This is a genomic window from Pseudorhodoferax sp. Leaf267 (assembly GCF_001422405.1).
GTDB lineage: Bacteria > Pseudomonadota > Gammaproteobacteria > Burkholderiales > Burkholderiaceae_C > Pseudorhodoferax.
The window spans coordinates 343,515-362,352 of record NZ_LMMV01000021.1 but is presented as its reverse complement, the minus strand read 5'-3'; the positions used below and the strand labels follow the sequence as shown (position 1 = coordinate 362,352).

Genomic DNA, 18,838 nt, shown 5'->3' with positions numbered 1-18,838 from the left:
GTCTCTGGTGGTTGTCGGCTTGTCGTGGGCCCCGACCAGCGGCGTGGCCGCCACCGGTCGTGACACTTTGCAAGGCGTGCGCCAGTTCGGAAGATGCAGGGGAAAACCCTTTGCGTATTCGGCAAGGTGTTGATTTGGATGAGCTTATGGCGGGAAGGCCTCTGGGTGCGGCCGTGCCCAGATCGTGGGGGTGGAAGTGAACTTGCCAATGCGGCTTGCGCGCTGGCAGCGCGGCGATCAGCGGTGCAGTGCGCCCGGTCGGCTCTGCACTACGCACCCGGCCGCCCGTTGAGATTGCCCTCCAGGCGGTATGAGATGCGCCATCTCAGCGCCGAACGCCGTGCCACCTTGGGCATGGCGAGTCGGCATGCATGCTGCGGCATGCGCCCGGCGTCCAACCCTGCTTGCGGCTCCCGCGCTCCGCGCCCGCGTCAGTGCGACAGCAGGACCGGCAGCGTCATGCTGTCCAGGACGGTTCGGGTCGCGCCGCCGAGCACCCATTCGCGCGCCCGGCTGTGGCCGTACCTGAACGTGACGGCCGCGACCATGGAAGACATGTACGAGCGCGCCGAGTTCGCCAAGGAGCTGGGCAGCGTGATCGTGATGATCGACCTGGTGATCGGCTACACGGCCATCCAGAGCATGAGCAACTGGGCGCGCAGGAACGACATGATCCTGCACCTGCACCGCGCGGGCCACGGCACCTACACGCGCCAGAAGAACCACGGCGTGAGCTTCCGCGTGATCGCCAAGTGGATGCGCCTGGCCGGTGTGGACCACATCCATGCCGGCACGGCGGTGGGCAAGCTCGAAGGCGACCCGATGACGGTGCAGGGCTACTACAACGTTTGCCGCGACAGCTACACCAGGACGGACCTGCCGCGCGGCCTGTACTTCGACCAGGACTGGGCCGACATCAAGAAGGTGATGCCGGTGGCCTCGGGCGGCATCCACGCGGGCCAGATGCATCAGCTGATCGACCTCTTCGGCGACGACGTGGTGCTGCAGTTCGGCGGCGGCACCATCGGCCACCCCATGGGAATCCAGGCCGGTGCGGTGGCGAACCGCGTGGCGCTCGAATCCATGGTCAAGGCGCGCAACGAAGGGCGCAACCTACTCAGCGAAGGGCCTTCCATCCTGCGCCAGGCCGCGCGCACCTGCAGCCCGCTCAAAGCGGCGCTCGACACCTGGGGCGAGATCTCCTTCAACTACCAGAGCACCGACAGCAGCGACTACGTGGCCACGCCGGCCATGGCTTGAAAGGAACCCGCACCATGATGACCAACCCCACGAGCCGCCTCACGCAGGGCCAGTTCAGCTTCCTGCCCGACCTGACCGACGCCGAGATCACCGCGCAGATCGACTACGGCCTGCGCCGTGGCTACGCCTGGAGCGTGGAGCACACCGACGACCCGCACCCGCGCAACACCTACTGGAACATGTACGGCAACCCCATGTTCGACCTGGCGGACGCGGCCGGCGTGCTGCAGGAGCTCAACGACTGCCGCGCGGCCTTCCCCAACCGCTACATCCGCATGATGGCCTTCGACTCCACACGCGGCGTGGAGACCATCGCGATGAGCTTCATCGTGAACCGGCCGGAGCAGGAGCCCGGCTTCGGCCTGGTGCGCCAGGAGGTGAATGGCCGCAGCATGCGCTACACGGTGCGCGGTTACGCGAACGAGCGGCCCGAGACGCAGCGTTACTGAGCGCCCACCATGCACCAGCCGCTGTACGCCATTCCCGGCAGCACCCCCGTGGCGCCGCAGCCGCATGCGCCTGCCTCGCCCACCGCGCGCACCGTGGCCGAGGTGCTCGCCCAGTCCGACGTGGAAGCCGTGCTGCGCGAGCTGGACGACGAGCTCGTGGGCTTGGCGCCCGTGAAGGCGCGCATCCGCGACATCGCGGCCCTGCTCGTGATCGACAAGCTGCGCGCCGCGCACGGGCTGGCGGCGCAGGCGCCCAGCCTGCACATGTGCTTCACCGGCAACCCCGGCACCGGCAAGACCACGGTGGCGCAGCGCATGGCCGCCATCCTGCACCGGCTGGGCTATGTGCGCAAAGGCCACCTGGTGGCCGTGACGCGCGACGACCTGGTGGGCCAGTACATCGGCCACACCGCGCCCAAGACGCGCGAGGTGCTCAAGCGCGCCATGGGCGGCGTGCTGTTCATCGACGAGGCCTACTACCTCTACCGCCCCGAGAACGAGCGCGACTACGGGCAGGAGGCCATCGAGATCCTGCTGCAGGTGATGGAGAACCAGCGCGACGATCTGGTGGTGATCCTGGCCGGCTATGCCGACCGCATGGCCACCTTCTTCCAGTCCAACCCGGGCATGAATTCGCGCATCGCGCACCACCTGGCGTTCCCGGACTATGCCGCGGGCGAGCTCATGCAGATCGCGCGTGGCATGCTGGCCACGCAGCGGTACCAGTTGGCGCCGGATGCCGAGCAGGCCTTCGGCCGCTACCTGGACCTGCGCGTGGCCCAGCCGCACTTTGCCAACGCGCGCAGCGTGCGCAACGCGCTGGACCGCGCGCGGTTGCGCCAGGCCAGCCGGCTGTTCGCCCAGCGCGACCGCGCCTGGAGCGCGGCCGACCTGCAGACGCTGGAGGCCGAGGACATCCTGGCCAGCCGCCTGTTCCAGACTGCGGAGACCGGCCATGCTGCAAGCCTTGGTCTTTGATGTGGACGGCACCCTGGCCGACACCGAGGCCACGCACCGCGCCGCCTTCAACCAGGCCTTTGCCGAAGAGGGCCTGGACTGGCATTGGGACGAGGCGCTGTACACCCGGCTGCTGGAAGTGGCCGGCGGCCAGGAGCGCATCGCGCACTACGCCCGGCGTCATCTCGGCATCGAGGAGCTGGACACGGCGCTGGTGCAGCGCCTGCATGCCCGCAAGACCCTGGCCTATGAGGCCGCCGTGGGCGACGGCGCGCTGACATTGCGGCGCGGCGTGCGTGCGCTGATCGACGAAGCCAGCCGCGCCGGCCTGCCACTGGCCATCGCCACCACCACCACGCCCGCCAACATCGATGCCCTGCTGCGCCACACCCTCGGCGCCGCATGGCGGCTGCGCTTCGCCGTGCTGGCCGATGGCCACAGCGCGCCGCGCAAGAAGCCCGATCCGCTGGCCTACCAGCAGGTGCTGGACGCGTTGGGCCTGCCGGCCCAGGCCTGCCTGGCGTTCGAGGACTCGGCCAACGGCCTGCGCGCCGCCACGGCCGCTGGCCTGCCCACCGTGGTCACGCCCACGCGCTACACCGCGCACCACGATTTCGGCAGCGCGCTGCGCGTGCTGCCCGACCTGGCCGGCGTGGACATCGCGGCGCTGCGCCAATGGCACGGGGAGGCCGCACGGCGCCCGTGCACGGCGCCCCATCGCGACAGGATTCGAAACCCACCGGAGACTCCATGCCCCACCACCACACGCTGACGCAGTACCTGATCGAGCAGCGACGACGGTTCCCCGATGCCAGCGGCGATTTCAACGCGCTGATCCTGGACGTGGCCCTGGCCTGCCGCGCCATCGCGCGCAGCGTGGCCCAGGGCGCCCTGGCGCAGACGCCGGCGGCCGGGCAGGTCAATGTGCAGGGCGAGGTGCAGCAGCCGCTGGACCTGGCCAGCAACGCGATCTTCTTGCGCACCAACGAGTGGGGCGGCCACCTGGCCGGCATGGTGTCGGAGGAGCTGGAGGCACCGCACCAGATCCCGGCCGTCCATCCGCGCGGCAAGTACTTGCTGGCCTTCGACCCGCTGGACGGGTCGAGCAACATCGACGTGAACGCCTCGGTGGGCAGCATCTTCTCGGTGCTGCGCGCGCCCGGCGACTGCGTGGCCAGCGGGCGCGATGTGGTGGAGGCCGACTTCCTGCAGCCCGGCAGCAGGCAGGTGGCGGCCGGCTACGCGCTGTACGGCCCCAGCACCATGCTGGTGCTGAGCGTGGGGCAGGGCGTGGCCGGCTTCACGCTGGACCCGAACCTGGGCGAGTTCATGCTCACGCACCCCGACATCCGCGTGCCCGAGGCCACGCGCGAGTTCGCCATCAACGCCAGCAACAGCCGCTTCTGGGAGGCGCCCATCAAGCGCTACATCGACGAGTGCCTGGCGGGCACCGCCGGCCCGCGCGACAAGGACTTCAATATGCGCTGGATCGCCAGCCTGGTGGCCGAGGCGCACCGCATCCTGATGCGCGGCGGCGTGTTCCTGTACCCGCGCGACACCAAGGCGCCCGGCGTGCCCGGCCGACTGCGCCTGCTCTACGAGGCCAACCCCATCGGCTTTCTGATCGAGCAGGCCGGCGGCCGCGCCAGCACCGGCCGCGCGGGCGTGCTGGCCGTGCAGCCCGAGGCCATCCACCAGCGCGTGGGCCTGGTGTTCGGCTCGCGGCTGGAGGTGGAGCGCGTCGAGCGTTACCACGCCGAGCCCGAGAACTCGCAGATCAACCCGCTGTTCGCCGAGCGCGGCTTGTTCCGCATCTGAAAGAAGAAAGAGCCATGTCCGAACGCCACCCCATCATCGCCATCACTGGTTCGTCCGGCGCCGGCACCACCTCCGTCACGCGCACGTTCGAGAACGTCTTTCGGCGCGAGGGCGTCAACGCCGCCATCGTGGAGGGCGACAGCTTCCACCGCTACGACCGCCAGGAGATGAAGGCCCGCCAGGCCCAGGCCGAAGCCGCAGGCGACCAGAACTTCAGCCACTTCGGCCCGGCCAACAACCTGTTCGCCGAGCTGGCCGGGCTGTTCGCCAGCTACGCCAAGGCCGGCACCGGCCAGCACCGCAAGTATCTGCACGATGCCGAGGAAGCCGCGCCCTACGGCCAGCAGCCCGGCACCTTCACGCCCTGGGAAGACCTGCCCGCCGGTACCGACCTGCTGTTCTACGAGGGCCTGCACGGCGCCGTGGTCACGCCCGAGGTGAACGTGGCGCAGTACCCCGACCTGTTGATCGGCGTGGTGCCCGTCATCAACCTGGAATGGATCCAGAAGCTGTGGCGCGACAAGCACCTGCGTGGCTATTCGGCCGAGGCCGTGACCGACACCATCCTGCGCCGCATGCCCGACTACGTGCACTACATCTGCCCGCAGTTCGCGCACACGCATGTGAACTTCCAGCGTGTGCCGGTGGTGGACACCTCCAACCCCTTCATCGCGCGCGACATTCCTGCGGCCGACGAGAGCATGGTGGTGATCCGCTTCGCCAAGCCCAAGGGGATCGACTTCCAGTACCTGCTAAACATGGTGAACGGCTCGTGGATGTCGCGCGCCAACACCATCGTGGTGCCCGGCGGCAAGATGGCGCTGGCCATGCAGCTGATCTTCACGCCCTTCATCTGGCGGATGATGGAACGGCGCAAGCGCGCGCTGGGAGGGGCCTGAGATGAACGCTCCCACGCCCCCCATCGCTCACCGACGCCTGGCCAACGCCCTGCGCATGCTGGCCGTCGACGCGGTCGAGCAGGCCAACTCCGGCCACCCCGGTGCGCCCATGGGCATGGCCGACATTGCCGAGGTGCTGTGGCGCCGGCACCTGCGCCACGACCCGGCCGATCCGCACTGGCCCGACCGCGACCGTTTCGTGCTGTCCAACGGCCATGGCTCCATGCTGCTGTATGGCCTGCTGCACCTCACGGGCTACGCGCTGCCCATGGACGAGCTGCGGTGCTTTCGCCAGCTGCACAGCAAGACCCCCGGCCACCCCGAGGTGGGCCTCACGCCCGGCGTGGAGACCACCACCGGTCCCCTGGGCCAGGGCCTGGCCAATGCCGTGGGCATGGCGCTGGCCGAGAAGCTGCTGGCGGCCGCGTTCAACCGGCCCGGTCACGCCATCGTGGACCATTCGACCTACGCCTTCGTGGGCGACGGCTGCCTCATGGAAGGCATCAGCCACGAGGCCTGTTCGCTGGCCGGCACGCTGCGCCTGTCCAAGCTCGTCGTGGTCTACGACGACAACGGCATCTCCATCGACGGCGACGTGCGCGGCTGGTTCCGCGACGACACGCCGCGCCGCTTCGAGGCCTATGGCTGGCACGTGATCGCCGGTGTGGACGGCCACGACGCGCAGGCCGTGCACGCCGCGCTGGAGCAGGCGCGCGCCCAGGCCCGGCAGCCCGACGGCCGGCCCACGCTGGTCTGCTGCCGCACCGTGATCGGCGAGGGCGCGCCCACCAAGGCCGGCGGCCATGACGTGCATGGCGCGCCACTCGGCGCCGCCGAAGTGGCCGCCACGCGGACAGCGCTGGACTGGACGGCCGCGCCGTTCCAGATCCCTCCCGACATCGCCGCCGCGTGGGACGCGCGCGAACGCGGCGCCCGGCTGCAGGCGGACTGGCAGACGCGCCTGGCGGCCTACCGTGCCGAGCACCCCGCGCTGGCGGCCGAGTTCGAGCGGCGCATGGCCGGTGAGCTGCCCCAGGACTTCCTGGACCGCCTGCCCGCGCTGCTGGCCGCCGTGCCCGCCGATGCCGTGGCCACGCGCAAGGGCAGCCAGCGCGCGCTGGACGCGCTGGCGCCGCTGCTGCCCGAGCTGTTCGGGGGCAGCGCCGACCTCACCGCCTCCAACCTCACCAACTTCAAGGGCTGCGTGCCCGCCGGCCGCGACCAGGCGGGCAACCACCTGAGCTGGGGCGTGCGCGAGTTCGGCATGGCCGCCGCGCTGAACGGCATGGCCCTGCACGGCGGCTTCATTCCCTACGGCGGCACCTTCCTGACCTTCAGCGACTACAGCCGCAACGCCATCCGCATGGCCGCGCTGATGCAGCTGCGCCTGGTGCACGTGTTCACGCACGACAGCATCGGCCTGGGCGAAGACGGGCCCACGCACCAGAGCGTGGAGCAGGTGCCTTCGCTGCGGCTGATCCCTGGCCTGGATGTCTGGCGCCCGGCCGATGGCCGCGAGACGCTGGTGGCCTGGCAGCAGGCGCTGCAGCGCGCAGACGGGCCCAGTGCATTGGCCCTGTCGCGGCAGAACCTGCCCGCGCTGACGGGCGCCGTGCCGGCCGGGCACATCGAGCGCGGCGGCTATGTGCTGGCCGACGCCGCCGCGCCGCGCGCCGTGATCCTGGCCACCGGCTCCGAGCTGCAGCTGGCCCTGCTGGCGCACGGAGCGCTGGCCGCGGCCGGCATCGCCACGCGCGTCGTGTCCATGCCCTGCACCAATGTGTTCGACCGCCAGCCGCGCGCCTGGCGCGACAGCGTGCTGCCGCCGCACCTGCCGGCTGTGGCGGTGGAGGCCGCGCACCCGGATTTCTGGCACAAGTACGTGGGCCGCGAAGGCCGCGTCATCGGCATCGCCAGCTTCGGTGAATCGGCGCCGGCCGCCGCGCTGTACACGCACTTCGGCATCACCGCCGCGCGCGTGGAGCTGGCCGTTCGTGAACTGCTGGAGGTACCCGTATGACACCGTTTGAACTCGTGCTGTTCGACCTGGACGGCACCCTCATCGACACCGCGCCCGAGATCGCCGATGCCGTCAACGACACGCTGGCCCGCTTCGACTTGCCGCACGTCTCGGTGGCGCGCGTGGCCCGCTGGATCGGCCACGGCACGCACGAGCTGCTGGTGCAAGCCCTCGCGGCACAGGGCGAGACGGGTGCGGGCATCGTGCGCGGCTCCGACAGCCTGCGCCTGGCCAGCCTGGAGTTCGATCGCTTCTATCTGGCGCGCTGCGGCACGCGCAGCACGCTGTACCCGCAGGTGCGCGAGACGCTGGCCGCCTTGCGCGGGCGCGGCGTGGCGCTGGCGCTGGTCACCAACAAGGAGGCGCGCTTCGCCCGGCGCCTGCTGGCCGCGCACGGCCTGGACCAGGCCTTCGACCGGCTGGTCGGGGGCGACTCGCTGCCCACCAAGAAGCCAGATCCTGCCGGCGTGCAGGCCTGCCTGGCCCAGTTCGGCGTGAACCCCGAACGCGCGCTGTTCGTGGGCGACTCGGCCATCGACGTGGCCACCGCGCGGGCCGCCGGCATCGCCGTCTGGGCTGTTCCCTATGGCTACAACCAGGGCCAGGCGATTGCCGCCAGCGCGCCCGACCGGCTCATCGACGGCATCTGCGCACTGCTCTGACTGCTCGAGAACCAAGGACGCCCCCATGCCTCTCGTCTCGCTTCGCCAGGTGCTGGACCATGCCGCCGAACACGGCTACGGCATCCCCGCCTTCAACGTCAACAACCTGGAGCAGATCCAGGCCATCATGGAAGCGGCGCAGGAGACCGACAGCCCCGTCATCCTGCAGGCCAGTGCCGGCGCGCGCCAGTACGCGGGCGAGCCCTACCTGCGCCACATGGTGCTGGCGGCGGTCGAGAGCCATCCGCGCCTGCCCGTGGTGCTGCACCAGGACCACGGCGCCTCACCCGCCGTCTGCCAGCAGGCCATTCGCTCGGGCTTCACGAGCGTGATGATGGACGGCTCCCTGCGCGAAGACGCCAAGACCCCGGCCCACTATGGCTACAACCTGGCCGTGACACGCCGCGTCTGCGAGATGGCGCATGCGGTCGGCGTCTCGGTGGAGGGCGAACTTGGCTGCCTGGGCTCGCTGGAAACGGGGTCGGCGGGCGAAGAGGACGGCGTGGGCGCCGAGGGCAAGCTCACGCACGACATGCTGCTGACCGACCCGGCGCAGGCGGCCGACTTCGTGCGCGAGACGGGCGTGGACGCGCTGGCCATTGCCATCGGCACCAGCCATGGCGCCTACAAGTTCACGCGCCAGCCCACGGGCGACATCCTGGCCATGGACCGCATCGCCGCCATCCACGCCGCCGTGCCCGACACGCACCTGGTGATGCATGGCAGCTCCAGCGTGCCGCAGGAATGGCTGGCCATCATCCGCGCCCACGGCGGCGAGATCCGCGAGACCTATGGCGTACCGGTGGAGGAGATCCAGCGCGGCATCGCCAGCGGCGTGCGCAAGGTCAACATCGACACCGACATCCGCCTGGCGATGACGGGCGCCATGCGGCAGAACCTGGCCGAGCACAAGAGCGAGTTCGACCCGCGCAAGGCGCTGGCGGCGGCGAAGAAGGCGGCACGCGGCATCTGCAAGGCGCGGTTCGAGGCGTTCGGGTGCGCGGGCAGGGGGGCGGCGGTGCTGGCGTAGGGGAGAAGCGCCTGCTACACCCTGTCTTACACCAGCTCGATCTGCAGCTTGCGGCCCACCAGCGCAGCGGCACGTTGCAAGGTCGACAGGGTGACGTCGCGTGTGGGGTCGAGCAAGCGGTCTACTTGCGAGCGGCTGGTTTTGAGCAGGATGGCCAGTCTCGCCTTGCTCAAGGACTGCTGCTCCATGGCCTGGGTCAGTTGCCAGACCACGACCTCCTTGATCGCCAGCGCCTGGTTTTCTTCGAAGCTGCCTTCTTCCTGGAGGAAGCTGTCCAGGCTGCTTCCGTGGTGCTGCTTGCTCATCATGTCAATTCCTTGAAGCGTTTGCGTGCCAAAGCCAGTTCGTCGTCGGGCGTCTTCTGGGTTTTCTTGATGAAAGCGTGCAGCGCGACCAGCACGCCATCGTCCAGGCAGACCAGCACGCGGGCAATGCGCCTGCTCGGCAACTCCGTGCGAACTTCCCAGAGCCCTTGGCCCATCGGGCGGCACAAGGGCATTGCGACTGGCCAACGCCATTGCGCCCGCATCAAGTCCTGGCCGATTGCCTGGAGATCCGGCGTCTCCAGCGCCTGAAGCCACTCGCGTACGGGCTACTTGCCGCTGCTGCTGCGGTAGAACACCAGCGGCGTCTTCTGTGGCTCGACCCTGGTCATGTCTCACCCGTTCTGTGCGCTTGTACCACATAAGGTGCATGCTTGCTGGCGCCGCTGCGCGCGGACGCACTGCGCGACCGAAGCCGTTCTCCCGGGGTTCAGGCCCCCGCCAGCGGCAACTCCAGCACGAACTCTGCCCCGCCATCCGGGTGGTTGCCGCCGGTCAGCTCGCCGGCGTGCTGCTCCACGATGCCGTAGCTGATCGACAGGCCCAGGCCCGTGCCCTTGCCCACGGGCTTGGTGGTGAAGAAGGGGTCGAAGATGCGGCCCAGGTTCTCTTCGGCGATGCCGGGGCCGTTGTCGCGCAGGCGCAGGCGCACGCAGCCTTCGGCCAGCTCGACGGTGATCCACAGCTGCACCGGCACGTGGCCGGCGGCGGTGGCCGCGTCCAGGGCGTTCTGCAGCAGGTTCATGAGCACCTGCTGCAGCTGGCCCGCGCTCCCACTGACGGTGACGGCCGGGGTGCCGTCCCAGTGCACGGCGAAATCGACCTGCGCGCCCTTGCGGATCCACAGGATGGCGCGCTCGATCACCCCGTTCAGCGGCACGGCGGCGCGCGCCTCCGGGTCCATGGCCGAGAAGCGCTTCAGGCCATTGACGATGTCGGTGGTGCGCTGCGCGCCTTCCAGCGTGCCCTCGATCAGCGAGGGCAGGTCGCCCAGCAGGTGGTCGATGCGCAGGCGCTTGCGCAGCGCGGCCAGGGCCTCGCGCGGCGCACCGGCATCGACGGCGGCCAGGTACTCGCGCAGGCGCTGCAGGTAGCGGTCCAGCGCATGCACGTTGCCCAGCACGAAGCTGATCGGGTTGTTCAGCTCGTGCGCCACGCCGGCCACCAGGCGGCCCAGCGAGGCCATCTTCTCGGAATGGACGAGCTGCTGCTGCGCGCGCTTGAGCGCCTCGTGCGCCGCGCGCAGCTCCTGGTAGGCACGCTTGAGCTCGGCCGTGGGCCGGCCGACGAACACCGTGCCCAGGCGCCGACCATTGGCCGCCGTGCGCGGCGTGCAGTTGGCGTCCACCGGCACCGCCTGGCCGCGCGCGTCCAGCAGGTTCAGCTCCATGGTCGCGCCCTGGCGCGAGGCCCGCGCGTTGGCCAGCAGCGCGCGCACGCGCTGCTTGCTGGCATCGTCGGCGAACAAGGTCTCGAAGGGCAGGCCGCGCAGCTGGTCCTGCGTGCGGCCGGACAGTTCGCACAGCGCGGCATTGGTCTGCTCGACGCTGCCGGCCGCGTCGCAGACGATCAGCACGTCGGTCATGGCCGTGATCACGCTGAGCACGAACTGCTGGGACTGCTCCAGCTCGGCGTTCTTCTGCTCCAGCGCGATCTCGTCGTCGATGAGCTTGGAATAGACCTCGTCCATCTTCTGGATCACGTCGATCCACACGGCTTCGTCCACGCCGGGCAGGCCGTCGGTGGTGTCGCGCGGTTCCTGCTGCTTCTGACGCAGCAGGGCGGTGCCGGAGATGCGTTCCGAGGGCATGGTGGCGTGCGGCGGCAAGGCCAAGTGGCGGTGGGCGCAGTGTCCCTCAATCCCGGGGCGGCCGCATAATCCGCCCGCTCGCACCCTGACTGCCCGATGCGGCCAGTGCCCTTGTGCGGTGCTTCCATCCCCTGCCTTGCCTTTCGCCATGACCTCCAACGACGCCGCGCCCGGCGGGATCTACCGCCACAGCGGCTTCGTCGCGTTCATGACGGCGCGCGTCGTGGCCGTGTTCGCCACGCAGATCCAGGCCGTGGTCGTGGCCTGGCAGGTGTACGACCTCACGCGCGAGCCGCTGGCCCTGGCCTACGTGGGGCTGGCGCAGTTCCTGCCCATGCTGTGCCTGCTGCTGCCGGCCGGCGACCTGATCGACCGCTTCGCGCGCAAGCCCATCCTGGCTGCGGCCTGGGCCGTGTCGGCGCTGTGCAGCGCCATGCTGTGGTGGCTGTCGGGGCACGGCGTGGCCGGTGTGTCGGGCATCTACGCCGTGCTGGTGCTGTACGGCTGCGCGCGTGCGTTCGCGGGGCCGGCGCTGCAGAGCCTGCTGCCGCAGATCGTGCCGCGCGCGCAGCTGGCGCAGGCCATCGCCGTGAACAGCATGCTGATGCGCACGGCCAGCATCGCCGGGCCGCTGCTCGGCGGCGTGCTATACGCATGGGGCGGCGGCGAGCTGACCTACCTGGTGTGCCTGGCCGGCTTCGTGCTGGGCAGCGTGCTGCTGGCGCGCGTGGCGTTGGCCCATGCCGAGCCGCCGGCCGTGGCGCAGGGGCGCATGTGGCAGCGCTTCGGCGTCGGCATCCGCTTCATCTGGTCGCGGCCCGTGATCCTGGGCACGATCTCGCTGGACCTGTTCGCCGTGCTGCTGGGCGGCGTGGTGGCGCTGCTGCCGATCTATGCGCACGAGGTGCTGCACGTGGGGCCGCAGGGCCTGGGCGCGCTGCGCAGCGCCATGGCGGTGGGCGAGGTGGGCGCCGGCCTGTACCTGAGCCTGCGCCCGCTCCAGCGCCACGTGGGCATGACCATGTTCGCAGCCGTGGCGGTGTTCGGGCTGGCCAACCTGGTCTTTGCGCTGTCGACGGGGTTCTGGCTGTCGATGGGTGCGCTGCTGGTCGCCGGCATGGCCGACATGGTGAGCGTCTACATCCGCGGCGCGCTGGTGCAGTTCTCCACGCCCGACGCCATGCGCGGGCGCGTGCAGGCGGTCAACATGTTGTTCATCGGCTCGTCCAACGAGTTGGGCGAGTTCCGCGCGGGCACCAGCGCGGCCTGGTTCGGCGCCGTGCCGGCCGCCGTCCTGGGCGGCCTGTGCACGCTGGGAGTGGTGGGCGCCTGGACGCGCATCTTCGGCACGCTGCGCCGGCTCGACCGCTTCGAGGACGCGGCCCAGGCCGATCTGGCGCGCAGCGGCTGAGACAAGCCTTCAGCGCCGCCCCATCCACGTCTCCAGCGGCCAGCGCCTGGTGCTGTGCGCCGCGGCCAGCAGCGCCAGCAGCCACCAGCCCAGGCAGGCCAGCACCATCTGTGCCGTGCTCAACGCCATCGCCAGGCCCGCGCCGGAGAACAGCGCCAGGCACAGCAGGCTGTGGCCCACGTACAGCGTGAGGGTGCGCTGCCCCAGCGGGCTGAGCCATCGGCACCAGTGCGCCCGGCCGCCCGAAGACGCCAGGGCCAGCGCCGCCAGATAGCAGGCCGCCACAGGCAGCGCGATGACGTCGCCTGCGGCGTCGATCCAGATGCGGGGCAGGTCCCAGGGCTGGGTCACGGCGCAGCCCCAGCCGTACAGGACCGACAGGCCCAGCAGCACCGGGCCGCTGCGGCGCAGCCCGCGCCGCAGCGTGGGGCGCCAGCGGCGGTGCGTCAGCAGCCGCAGGCGCGCGCCAGCCACGCCGCAGGCCATGCACAGGTAGACCACAGGGGCGGCCAGGATGGCGCCGACCAACTGGCTGGTGCCGTAGGCCAGCGCATTGAGCTGCAGGAACTCCCAGGCGCCGCGAGCCGTGGCCAGGGACGTGAGCTCCGGCTCCTCCGTGGCGAGGGGCGGGAGCAGCAGGAGTGCCAGGAAGACCAGCTTGGCCAGCAGCGCCCAGGCCAGCGTGCGCCACAGGTGACGGCGGAACCGGCGCCAGGGCAGGTGCAGGCGGCGCAGCAGCAGCCTGCCCAGCAACGCATACAGCGTGAGGATGTCGCCGAAGTAGACGAACAGGCCATGCACGATGCCCAGCCCCAGCAGGCGGCGGTTGCGCACCAGCGCACGGCGCCGCGCCGCGGGCCGGTCGCGCCCGCGCGCCGCCAGCCACGCCGACATGCCGAACACGAAGGCCAGCATCGCCATGCCCTTGCCCTGCAGCAGCGCGCCCACCAGGCCCTGCACGGCACCGGCCAGCGCGCTGTCCTGCGGCATGCGCTCGCCCAGCATCGGCCCCCAGGGCGCGGCGGGGTATCCGATGGCATTGAGCACCAGCACGGACACCATCGCCAGCGCGCGCACGGTGTCGGGCAGGGTCTCGCGATGCAGCGGCGTGCGCATGTGGGCCTTGGGTGGCTAGCGCTCCAGCGCGGCCTTGACTTCCTGTCCCAGGTCCAGCACCGACATCGCGTAGTAGCTGGACCAGTTGTAGCGCGTGATCACGTAGAAGTTTTCTGTGCCGGCCACGTACTGCGGCGCGTCGCCGCCGTTTTGCAGCTCCACCAGCGCCAGCGGGCCGGCGTGCTGCAAGGCCTCGCCCTCCAGCACCGCGCCCTTGGCCTGGAAGCTGGCCACGCTGAAGGTGGGCAGGATGTCGGGCGCCATCAGCGTGCCCATGTCCAGCCGCGCGGTGTCGAACCGCACCGGGTAGACCGAGGGCATGCCCGGCTGCCATCCGAAGGCCTTGAAGTAGTTGGCCACCGAGCCGATCACGTCGTCGGCGCTGTGCAGCAGGTCGACCTTGCCGTCGCCGTCGTAGTCCACCGCGTAGCGCACCCAGCTGGACGGCATGAACTGCGGCATGCCCATGGCGCCTGCATAGCTGCCGCGCCAGCTGTGCGGGTCCACGCCGGTGCGGTGCGACAGGCTCAGCAGCTGCTCGAGCTCGCCCTTGAAGAAGGCCTGGCGCTCGGCCGCGCGCGGGTGCGCCCGGGGAAAGTCGAACGCCAGCGTGGCCAGCGCGTCGATGACGGGGAAGTTGCCGGTCTGCTGGCCGTAGATGGTCTCCACGCCGATGATGCCGACGACGATCTCGGCCGGCACGCCGAACTCCTGCTCGGCGCGCTCCAGCGTGGCGCGGTGCTCCTGCCAGAAGCGCACGCCGGCGCGGATGCGCACCGGGTCGATGAAGCGGCTGCGGTACACGCGCCAGTTCTTGGGTGTGCCGCTGGGCGCCGGCGTGATGAGGCGCACCACGCTGGGCAGCAGCCGGGCCTGGCCGATGGCCTGGCGCACCCATTCGACGTCCAGGTCGCGGCGTGCGGCGATGTCCTCGGCCTCGCGCAGCACGTCGGCCCGCGTGGCGTAGAGCGGGCCGGCCGCTGCGGCCTTGGCGGGGGCGGGGCGTGTCTTGCGTGGCGCGGTCTGGGCCTGCACCGGGGCGGCGAGCAGGGCAGCGGTCAGCAGCCACAGGCTGTGGCAAAGCAGTCGGGTCATGGGGTCGGGGGCGAGAGGTCGGCGGGGGAAGGTACGGGCGCGGGGGCGGTCTTGGGGTCGGGCCAGCGCAGGGCCTTGAAGCCGCGCCGCAGCGCAGCCAGGCTGGCGGCAGGGTCGGCTGCGTAGCGCTGCGACTCCATCTGCAGCAGCCAGGCCTGGATGGCTTCGGCCTGCGGCTGGGCCGCGGATTGTCGCAGCGCCTGGGCCATGCGGCGCGGCGGCGCGTGCTCCGGCAGCGCCACGCCCGCCGCGCCCAGCTGCGCGCGGGCCTGCTGCAGCAGGCGCAGCCAGGGGTCGTGCTGGCGCCGCTCCCACAGCGCCCAGCCGACCCCACTCAGGCTGGCCAGCACCAGCAGCGCCGAGAGCACGGTGGCCAGGTCCTGCCAATCCGGCGCGTCGAAGCCCAGCTCGCGCAGCAGGTCGAGCTGGCGGCTCTGCGTGTAGTTCAGCACCCACTGGTTCCAGCGGTTGTTGACGGCTTCCCAGGCCGCGCGCATGCGGGCCGCCACATCGGGGCTCACGCTGCCGATCGCGTTGGCAAACATGCCCTGCGGCGCGCGCAGCCGCTGCAGGCTGCCGATGCGGCCGGGCGAGACGGCACCCGTCGGGTCCACACGCAGCCAGCCCTGGCCCGCCTGCCACACCTCGGCCCAGGCGTGGGCGTCGCTCTGGCGCACCGTCCAGTAGCCGTCCATCGCGTTCATGTCGCCGCCCTGGTAGCCGGTGACGATGCGTGCCGGCACGTCCAGCGCGCGCATCAGCACCACGAAGGCCGAGGCGATGTGCTCGCAAAAGCCCTGCTTGCGGTCGAACCAGAATTCGTCGGCCGTGTGCTGGCCGTAGACGCCGGGCTCCAGTGTGTAGAGGTAGCCGCCGCTGCGCAGGCGCTCCAGCGCCGCGCCCACGAGCACGGCCGCGTCGGCCTCGGCGTAGCGCGGGTCGCGCCGCATCTCGGCGGCCAGGGCCAGCGTGCGCGGGTTGAAGCCGGGCGGCAGTTGCAGGTCGGCCAGCAGCTCGTTCGTGCGCCGCAGGGGCCCGTAGCGAAAGTCGACGTAGCTCTCGGCGCGGTAGCGCAGCAGGTCGGTCACGGGGCGCGTGGCCAGCCACTGCAGTTCGCCGGTCTGCAGGCTGTTCATGTTGGCCATCTCGGGCCGCCGCGGCGCGGCGTCCAGGGTCATGAGCCAGGGCCGGTTGTGCGGCTCCAGCGTGACCTCGTAGGCGACGGGCGCGCCGGACACGCGCAGGCTGCGATGGGGCGCCGTGCCGAAGCCCAGGTCGCCACGCGCGGGGCGCCATTCACGCCCGTCGAACTCCGACAGGACGGGGCCGCGGAAGTACAGGTCGCGCTGCGGCGGCGCCTGGCCTTCGAAGCGGATGCGCATGGCGATGCCGTCGTCCAGCGCCAGGCTGGCCATGTTGCCCACGACCATGGAGGACGACAGCCCGCTGCGCCCGCTCATGGCATCGCTCGGGATGCCCCACAGCGGCGCCAGCCGGGGGAACAGCAGGAACAGCAGCAGCATGATGGGCGCGCCGGCCAGCGCCATCCAGCCAGCCTGGCGCGCGGACGCGGCCAGTGGCGGGCGGCCCACCGGCATGTGGGCGTTGACGAGCGCGGTCAGCAGGCCCAGCAGCGCCAGCAGCATCGCGAATGCCGTCAGCAGCGACTGCGAGAAGAAGAAGCTCGTGAGCATCGTGAAGAAGCCCAGGAAGAACACCACGAAGGCGTCGCGCCGCGCGCGCAGCTCCAGCGTCTTCAGGGCCAGCAGCACCACAAGGAGCGTCACGCCGGCATCGCGGCCCAGCAGCGTGCGGTGCGACAGGAAGGTCAGCGCCAGCGTGGTCGCCAGCAGGCCCAGCAGCCACCAGCGCGAGGGCAGGGGCCGCGCATGCCAGGCCAGCCAGCCGCGCCAGGCCAGCACGCAGGCTACCAGGGCGCTGCACCAGGCAGGCAGGTGGTCCACCTGCGGCAGCACGATCCAGGCGATCACGACCAGCAGGAACAGCGTGTCCCGGCTCTCGCGCGGCAGTCTGGCGAGCGCCGCTGGCGCATGCAGGCGGCTCAGCATGTGGCCAGGGCCTCCAGGCAACGCCGCTTGTGGGCCTCGCCACTGCCAGGGCGCACCTCGATGCCGGGCAGGCGCAGGCCGTATTGCAGGTCCAGGTGGTCGGCCTGCAGCACCCAGGCGCACAGGCGGGCCAGGCGCGGCTCCGTGTCCAGGCCACCAGCGGCGTCCAGGTCCAGCCACAGCTCCTCGCGCTGCGCCTGCTGGCTGTCGCGGCTGACCAGTTCGCCGGCCTTGGCGGCCTTCTTCCAGACCACGAGCTTGAGCGGGTCGCCGCGCCGGTAGCCACGCACGCCGTCGTACTCGCCCACGGCCTGGGCCTGGCGGGCCATGGCGCCGCCCGAGCGCGGCTCGCCGGGCGGCAGCGGCGGCGGGTGGGCTTCGGGCCGCGGGTAGACCAGCACCTGCGCGGCCGGCCGCCAGATCGCCCAGACGCGGAAGGTGCCGAGCGGAAAGCGCGTCTCCAGCGTCAGCGTGGGCACGCGCTGCAGCCCGCGCCGGGTCGGCGCGAACGCCACATGCACCTGCGCGCTGCCGCCGGCCGGCACATCGACAAAGGCCCAGTGCCGTGTCTCCAGCAGGCTGGCCGCGATGCCGTGGCGGTGGCTGGCGCGCGTGCTGGACAGCTGCAATGTGAGCGTGGTGCTGGTGCCCAGGAACTGCGGCTCGGGCGGCAGCAGGTGCAACTGCAGGCCGCGCAGCGTGGCGTGGCCGACGTGCATGCCGACCAGCGCACAGCCGGCCAGCAGGAAGGTCAGCAGATAGCCCAGGTTCAGCTGGTAGTTGATGGACGCGAGCAGCAGCAGCAGCACGGTGGCACCCAGCATGAGGCCGGCCGGCGTGGGCAGGATGTAGACGTTGCGCTGCGTCAGCGCCAGCGTGTCGGTGAGCGGCAGGCGCGCCTGCCACCAATGGCGAAAAGCGGCGCGCAGGCGTGCCAGCGGGTGCGGCGCGCGCAGCGGCGGCAAAGGCGCGGAGCTGGCGGCCGACGTGCCCGGGCTCATGCCAGCGGCGTGGCCTCGACCATGGCACGCACCTGTTCCACGGCGCCGCGGCCGGCGTCGTTCACGGGCACCAGCCGGTGCGCGATGGTCTGCGGCAGGATGGCCTGCACGTCGTCGGGCGCCACGTAGTCGCGCCCGCTCAAGAGCGCCTGGGCCTTGGCCGCGCGCACCACGGCGATGCCGGCGCGCGGCGACAGGCCTTGCAGGAACCAGCGGCCCGAGCGTGTCGCGGCGATCAGGTCCTGCAGGTAGTCCAGCAGCGGCGGCGCGGCATGCACCGCGAGCACCTGCTGCTGCAGCGCCTGCAGCTCGGCGGCCGTCAGCAGGCTGGGCAGGGCATCGACCAACTCGCGCCGGTCGTGGCCGGCCAGCAGCTGGCGCTCGGCTGCGCGGTCCGGGTAGCCGATGGAGATGCGCATCAGGAATCGGTCGAGCTGCGACTCGGGCAGCGCGAAGGTGCCGAGCTGGTCCTGCGGGTTCTGCGTGGCGATCACGAAGAAGGGGCGTGGCAAAGGCCGCGTTGCGCCCTCCACCGTGACCTGCTTTTCCTCCATGGCCTCGAGCAGTGCGCTCTGCGTCTTGGGGCTGGCGCGGTTGATCTCGTCGGCCAGCAGGATCTGCGTGAACAGCGGGCCGGCATGGAACACGAACGCCTCCTTGCCGCGCTCGTAGACCGAGACGCCGGACAGGTCGCTCGGCATCAGGTCGGAGGTGAACTGCACACGCGAGAACTGCAGGCCGAAGGTGCGGGCCAGCGCATGGGCCAGTGTGGTCTTGCCGACGCCCGGCACGTCCTCGATCAGCAGGTGGCCGCCGGCCAGCAGGCAGGCCACGCAGTCCTGCACCTGGGTGGCCTTGCCGACGATCACGGCATTGAGCTGGCGCAATAGGGCTGCGACTTTCTCTTGTACGATCATC

The 18,838-nt window shown here is 71.0% G+C and carries 16 protein-coding genes and 3 pseudogenes; 10 read left to right on the top strand and 9 right to left on the bottom strand.

Annotated elements, in window-relative coordinates:
* Window positions 1-431: 431 nt before the first annotated feature.
* Window positions 432-524, bottom strand: a pseudogene (locus ASF43_RS30840) (universal stress protein); the annotation flags it as partial.
* Between ASF43_RS30840 and ASF43_RS18775 the strand changes: the two are divergent.
* From ASF43_RS18775 to fba, 9 genes and pseudogenes are all read left to right on the top strand, one after another.
* Window positions 523-1,260 (top strand): annotated as a pseudogene (locus ASF43_RS18775) (RuBisCO large subunit C-terminal-like domain-containing protein); the annotation flags it as partial. The pseudogenes ASF43_RS30840 and ASF43_RS18775 sit on opposite strands and share 2 nt — an antisense overlap.
* Window positions 1,261-1,274: 14 nt before the next feature.
* Window positions 1,275-1,709, top strand: a complete 435-nt coding sequence (locus tag ASF43_RS18770; RefSeq protein WP_056184175.1) for a ribulose bisphosphate carboxylase small subunit — start codon at window positions 1,275-1,277, stop codon at window positions 1,707-1,709.
* Window positions 1,710-1,718: 9 nt separating this feature from the next.
* Window positions 1,719-2,687, top strand: a complete 969-nt coding sequence (gene cbbX, locus ASF43_RS18765) for a CbbX protein (RefSeq protein WP_056184173.1) — start codon at window positions 1,719-1,721, stop codon at window positions 2,685-2,687.
* Complete coding sequence (locus tag ASF43_RS18760) at window positions 2,665-3,438, top strand: HAD-IA family hydrolase (RefSeq protein WP_369803298.1); 774 nt, start codon at window positions 2,665-2,667, stop codon at window positions 3,436-3,438. Before cbbX ends, ASF43_RS18760 begins: the two co-directional genes overlap by 23 nt.
* Window positions 3,417-4,484, top strand: a complete 1,068-nt coding sequence (locus ASF43_RS18755) for a class 1 fructose-bisphosphatase (protein ID WP_056184172.1) — start codon at window positions 3,417-3,419, stop codon at window positions 4,482-4,484. The genes ASF43_RS18760 and ASF43_RS18755 overlap by 22 nt, the downstream gene beginning before the upstream one ends.
* Before the next feature lie 14 nt (window positions 4,485-4,498).
* Complete coding sequence (locus tag ASF43_RS18750; RefSeq protein WP_056184170.1) at window positions 4,499-5,383, top strand: phosphoribulokinase; 885 nt, start codon at window positions 4,499-4,501, stop codon at window positions 5,381-5,383.
* Between the two features lies 1 nt (window position 5,384).
* Complete coding sequence (tkt, locus tag ASF43_RS18745) at window positions 5,385-7,403, top strand: transketolase (RefSeq protein WP_056184168.1); 2,019 nt, start codon at window positions 5,385-5,387, stop codon at window positions 7,401-7,403.
* Window positions 7,400-8,065, top strand: coding sequence for a phosphoglycolate phosphatase (gph, locus tag ASF43_RS18740; RefSeq protein ID WP_056184167.1), 666 nt, complete (start codon window positions 7,400-7,402; stop codon window positions 8,063-8,065). The genes tkt and gph overlap by 4 nt, the downstream gene beginning before the upstream one ends.
* A gap of 25 nt (window positions 8,066-8,090) precedes the next feature.
* Entirely contained in the window at window positions 8,091-9,095 is a 1,005-nt protein-coding gene (gene fba / locus ASF43_RS18735; protein WP_056184165.1) for a class II fructose-bisphosphate aldolase, read from the top strand.
* A 26-nt stretch (window positions 9,096-9,121) separates the two neighbouring features.
* Here the strand turns inward: fba and ASF43_RS18730 are convergent, their stop codons facing one another.
* The 3 genes and pseudogenes from ASF43_RS18730 to ASF43_RS18720 all read right to left on the bottom strand — a co-directional run bounded on the left by ASF43_RS18730 (window position 9,122) and on the right by ASF43_RS18720 (window position 11,228).
* On the bottom strand, window positions 9,122-9,400 hold the full coding sequence (locus ASF43_RS18730; RefSeq protein ID WP_200932569.1) for an XRE family transcriptional regulator: 279 nt from the start codon (window positions 9,398-9,400) through the stop codon (window positions 9,122-9,124).
* Window positions 9,400-9,666 (bottom strand): annotated as a pseudogene (locus ASF43_RS31795) (type II toxin-antitoxin system RelE/ParE family toxin); the annotation flags it as partial. The pseudogene ASF43_RS31795 and the gene ASF43_RS18730, both read right to left, overlap by 1 nt.
* Before the next feature lie 182 nt (window positions 9,667-9,848).
* Window positions 9,849-11,228: a sensor histidine kinase gene (locus tag ASF43_RS18720; RefSeq protein ID WP_082498014.1), complete on the bottom strand. Its 1,380-nt coding sequence runs from the start codon at window positions 11,226-11,228 to the stop codon at window positions 9,849-9,851.
* A gap of 148 nt (window positions 11,229-11,376) precedes the next feature.
* Here ASF43_RS18720 and ASF43_RS18715 point away from each other — a divergent pair, with 148 nt between their 5' ends.
* Window positions 11,377-12,639: an MFS transporter gene (locus ASF43_RS18715; protein WP_082497964.1), complete on the top strand. Its 1,263-nt coding sequence runs from the start codon at window positions 11,377-11,379 to the stop codon at window positions 12,637-12,639.
* Between the two features lie 9 nt (window positions 12,640-12,648).
* On the opposite strand, the gene ASF43_RS18710 is transcribed toward ASF43_RS18715, so the two are convergent.
* From ASF43_RS18710 to ASF43_RS18690, 5 genes are read right to left on the bottom strand one after another with little or no spacing between them, the layout of a single operon-like run.
* Window positions 12,649-13,755: a DUF418 domain-containing protein gene (locus ASF43_RS18710; protein WP_056184161.1), complete on the bottom strand. Its 1,107-nt coding sequence runs from the start codon at window positions 13,753-13,755 to the stop codon at window positions 12,649-12,651.
* Window positions 13,756-13,770: 15 nt separating this feature from the next.
* Window positions 13,771-14,850 (bottom strand): lytic murein transglycosylase B, encoded by a 1,080-nt coding sequence (gene mltB, locus ASF43_RS18705; RefSeq protein ID WP_056184160.1) that lies wholly within the window; start codon window positions 14,848-14,850, stop codon window positions 13,771-13,773.
* Window positions 14,847-16,919 (bottom strand): DUF3488 and transglutaminase-like domain-containing protein, encoded by a 2,073-nt coding sequence (locus ASF43_RS18700; protein ID WP_056184158.1) that lies wholly within the window; start codon window positions 16,917-16,919, stop codon window positions 14,847-14,849. The genes mltB and ASF43_RS18700 overlap by 4 nt, the downstream gene beginning before the upstream one ends.
* Window positions 16,913-17,920, bottom strand: a complete 1,008-nt coding sequence (locus ASF43_RS18695) for a DUF58 domain-containing protein (RefSeq protein WP_056184155.1) — start codon at window positions 17,918-17,920, stop codon at window positions 16,913-16,915. Before ASF43_RS18695 ends, ASF43_RS18700 begins: the two co-directional genes overlap by 7 nt.
* Complete coding sequence (locus ASF43_RS18690; protein ID WP_056184153.1) at window positions 17,917-18,837, bottom strand: MoxR family ATPase; 921 nt, start codon at window positions 18,835-18,837, stop codon at window positions 17,917-17,919. The genes ASF43_RS18695 and ASF43_RS18690 overlap by 4 nt, the downstream gene beginning before the upstream one ends.
* Window position 18,838: the final 1 nt, after the last annotated feature.

Bases quoted from the DNA above. Each gene is read 5' to 3' on its own strand.
- ASF43_RS18770 (WP_056184175.1), top strand. From the start codon at position 1,275: ATGATGACCAACCCCACGAGCCGCCTCACGCAGGGCCAGTTCAGCTTC.
- cbbX (WP_056184173.1), top strand. From the start codon at position 1,719: ATGCACCAGCCGCTGTACGCCATTCCCGGCAGCACCCCCGTGGCGCCG.
- ASF43_RS18760 (WP_369803298.1), top strand. From the start codon at position 2,665: ATGCTGCAAGCCTTGGTCTTTGATGTGGACGGCACCCTGGCCGACACC.
- ASF43_RS18755 (WP_056184172.1), top strand. From the start codon at position 3,417: ATGCCCCACCACCACACGCTGACGCAGTACCTGATCGAGCAGCGACGA.
- ASF43_RS18750 (WP_056184170.1), top strand. From the start codon at position 4,499: ATGTCCGAACGCCACCCCATCATCGCCATCACTGGTTCGTCCGGCGCC.
- tkt (WP_056184168.1), top strand. From the start codon at position 5,385: ATGAACGCTCCCACGCCCCCCATCGCTCACCGACGCCTGGCCAACGCC.
- gph (WP_056184167.1), top strand. From the start codon at position 7,400: ATGACACCGTTTGAACTCGTGCTGTTCGACCTGGACGGCACCCTCATC.
- fba (WP_056184165.1), top strand. From the start codon at position 8,091: ATGCCTCTCGTCTCGCTTCGCCAGGTGCTGGACCATGCCGCCGAACAC.
- ASF43_RS18730 (WP_200932569.1), bottom strand. From the start codon at position 9,400: ATGAGCAAGCAGCACCACGGAAGCAGCCTGGACAGCTTCCTCCAGGAA.
- ASF43_RS18720 (WP_082498014.1), bottom strand. From the start codon at position 11,228: ATGCCCTCGGAACGCATCTCCGGCACCGCCCTGCTGCGTCAGAAGCAG.
- ASF43_RS18715 (WP_082497964.1), top strand. From the start codon at position 11,377: ATGACCTCCAACGACGCCGCGCCCGGCGGGATCTACCGCCACAGCGGC.
- ASF43_RS18710 (WP_056184161.1), bottom strand. From the start codon at position 13,755: ATGCGCACGCCGCTGCATCGCGAGACCCTGCCCGACACCGTGCGCGCG.
- mltB (WP_056184160.1), bottom strand. From the start codon at position 14,850: ATGACCCGACTGCTTTGCCACAGCCTGTGGCTGCTGACCGCTGCCCTG.
- ASF43_RS18700 (WP_056184158.1), bottom strand. From the start codon at position 16,919: ATGCTGAGCCGCCTGCATGCGCCAGCGGCGCTCGCCAGACTGCCGCGC.
- ASF43_RS18695 (WP_056184155.1), bottom strand. From the start codon at position 17,920: ATGAGCCCGGGCACGTCGGCCGCCAGCTCCGCGCCTTTGCCGCCGCTG.
- ASF43_RS18690 (WP_056184153.1), bottom strand. From the start codon at position 18,837: ATGATCGTACAAGAGAAAGTCGCAGCCCTATTGCGCCAGCTCAATGCC.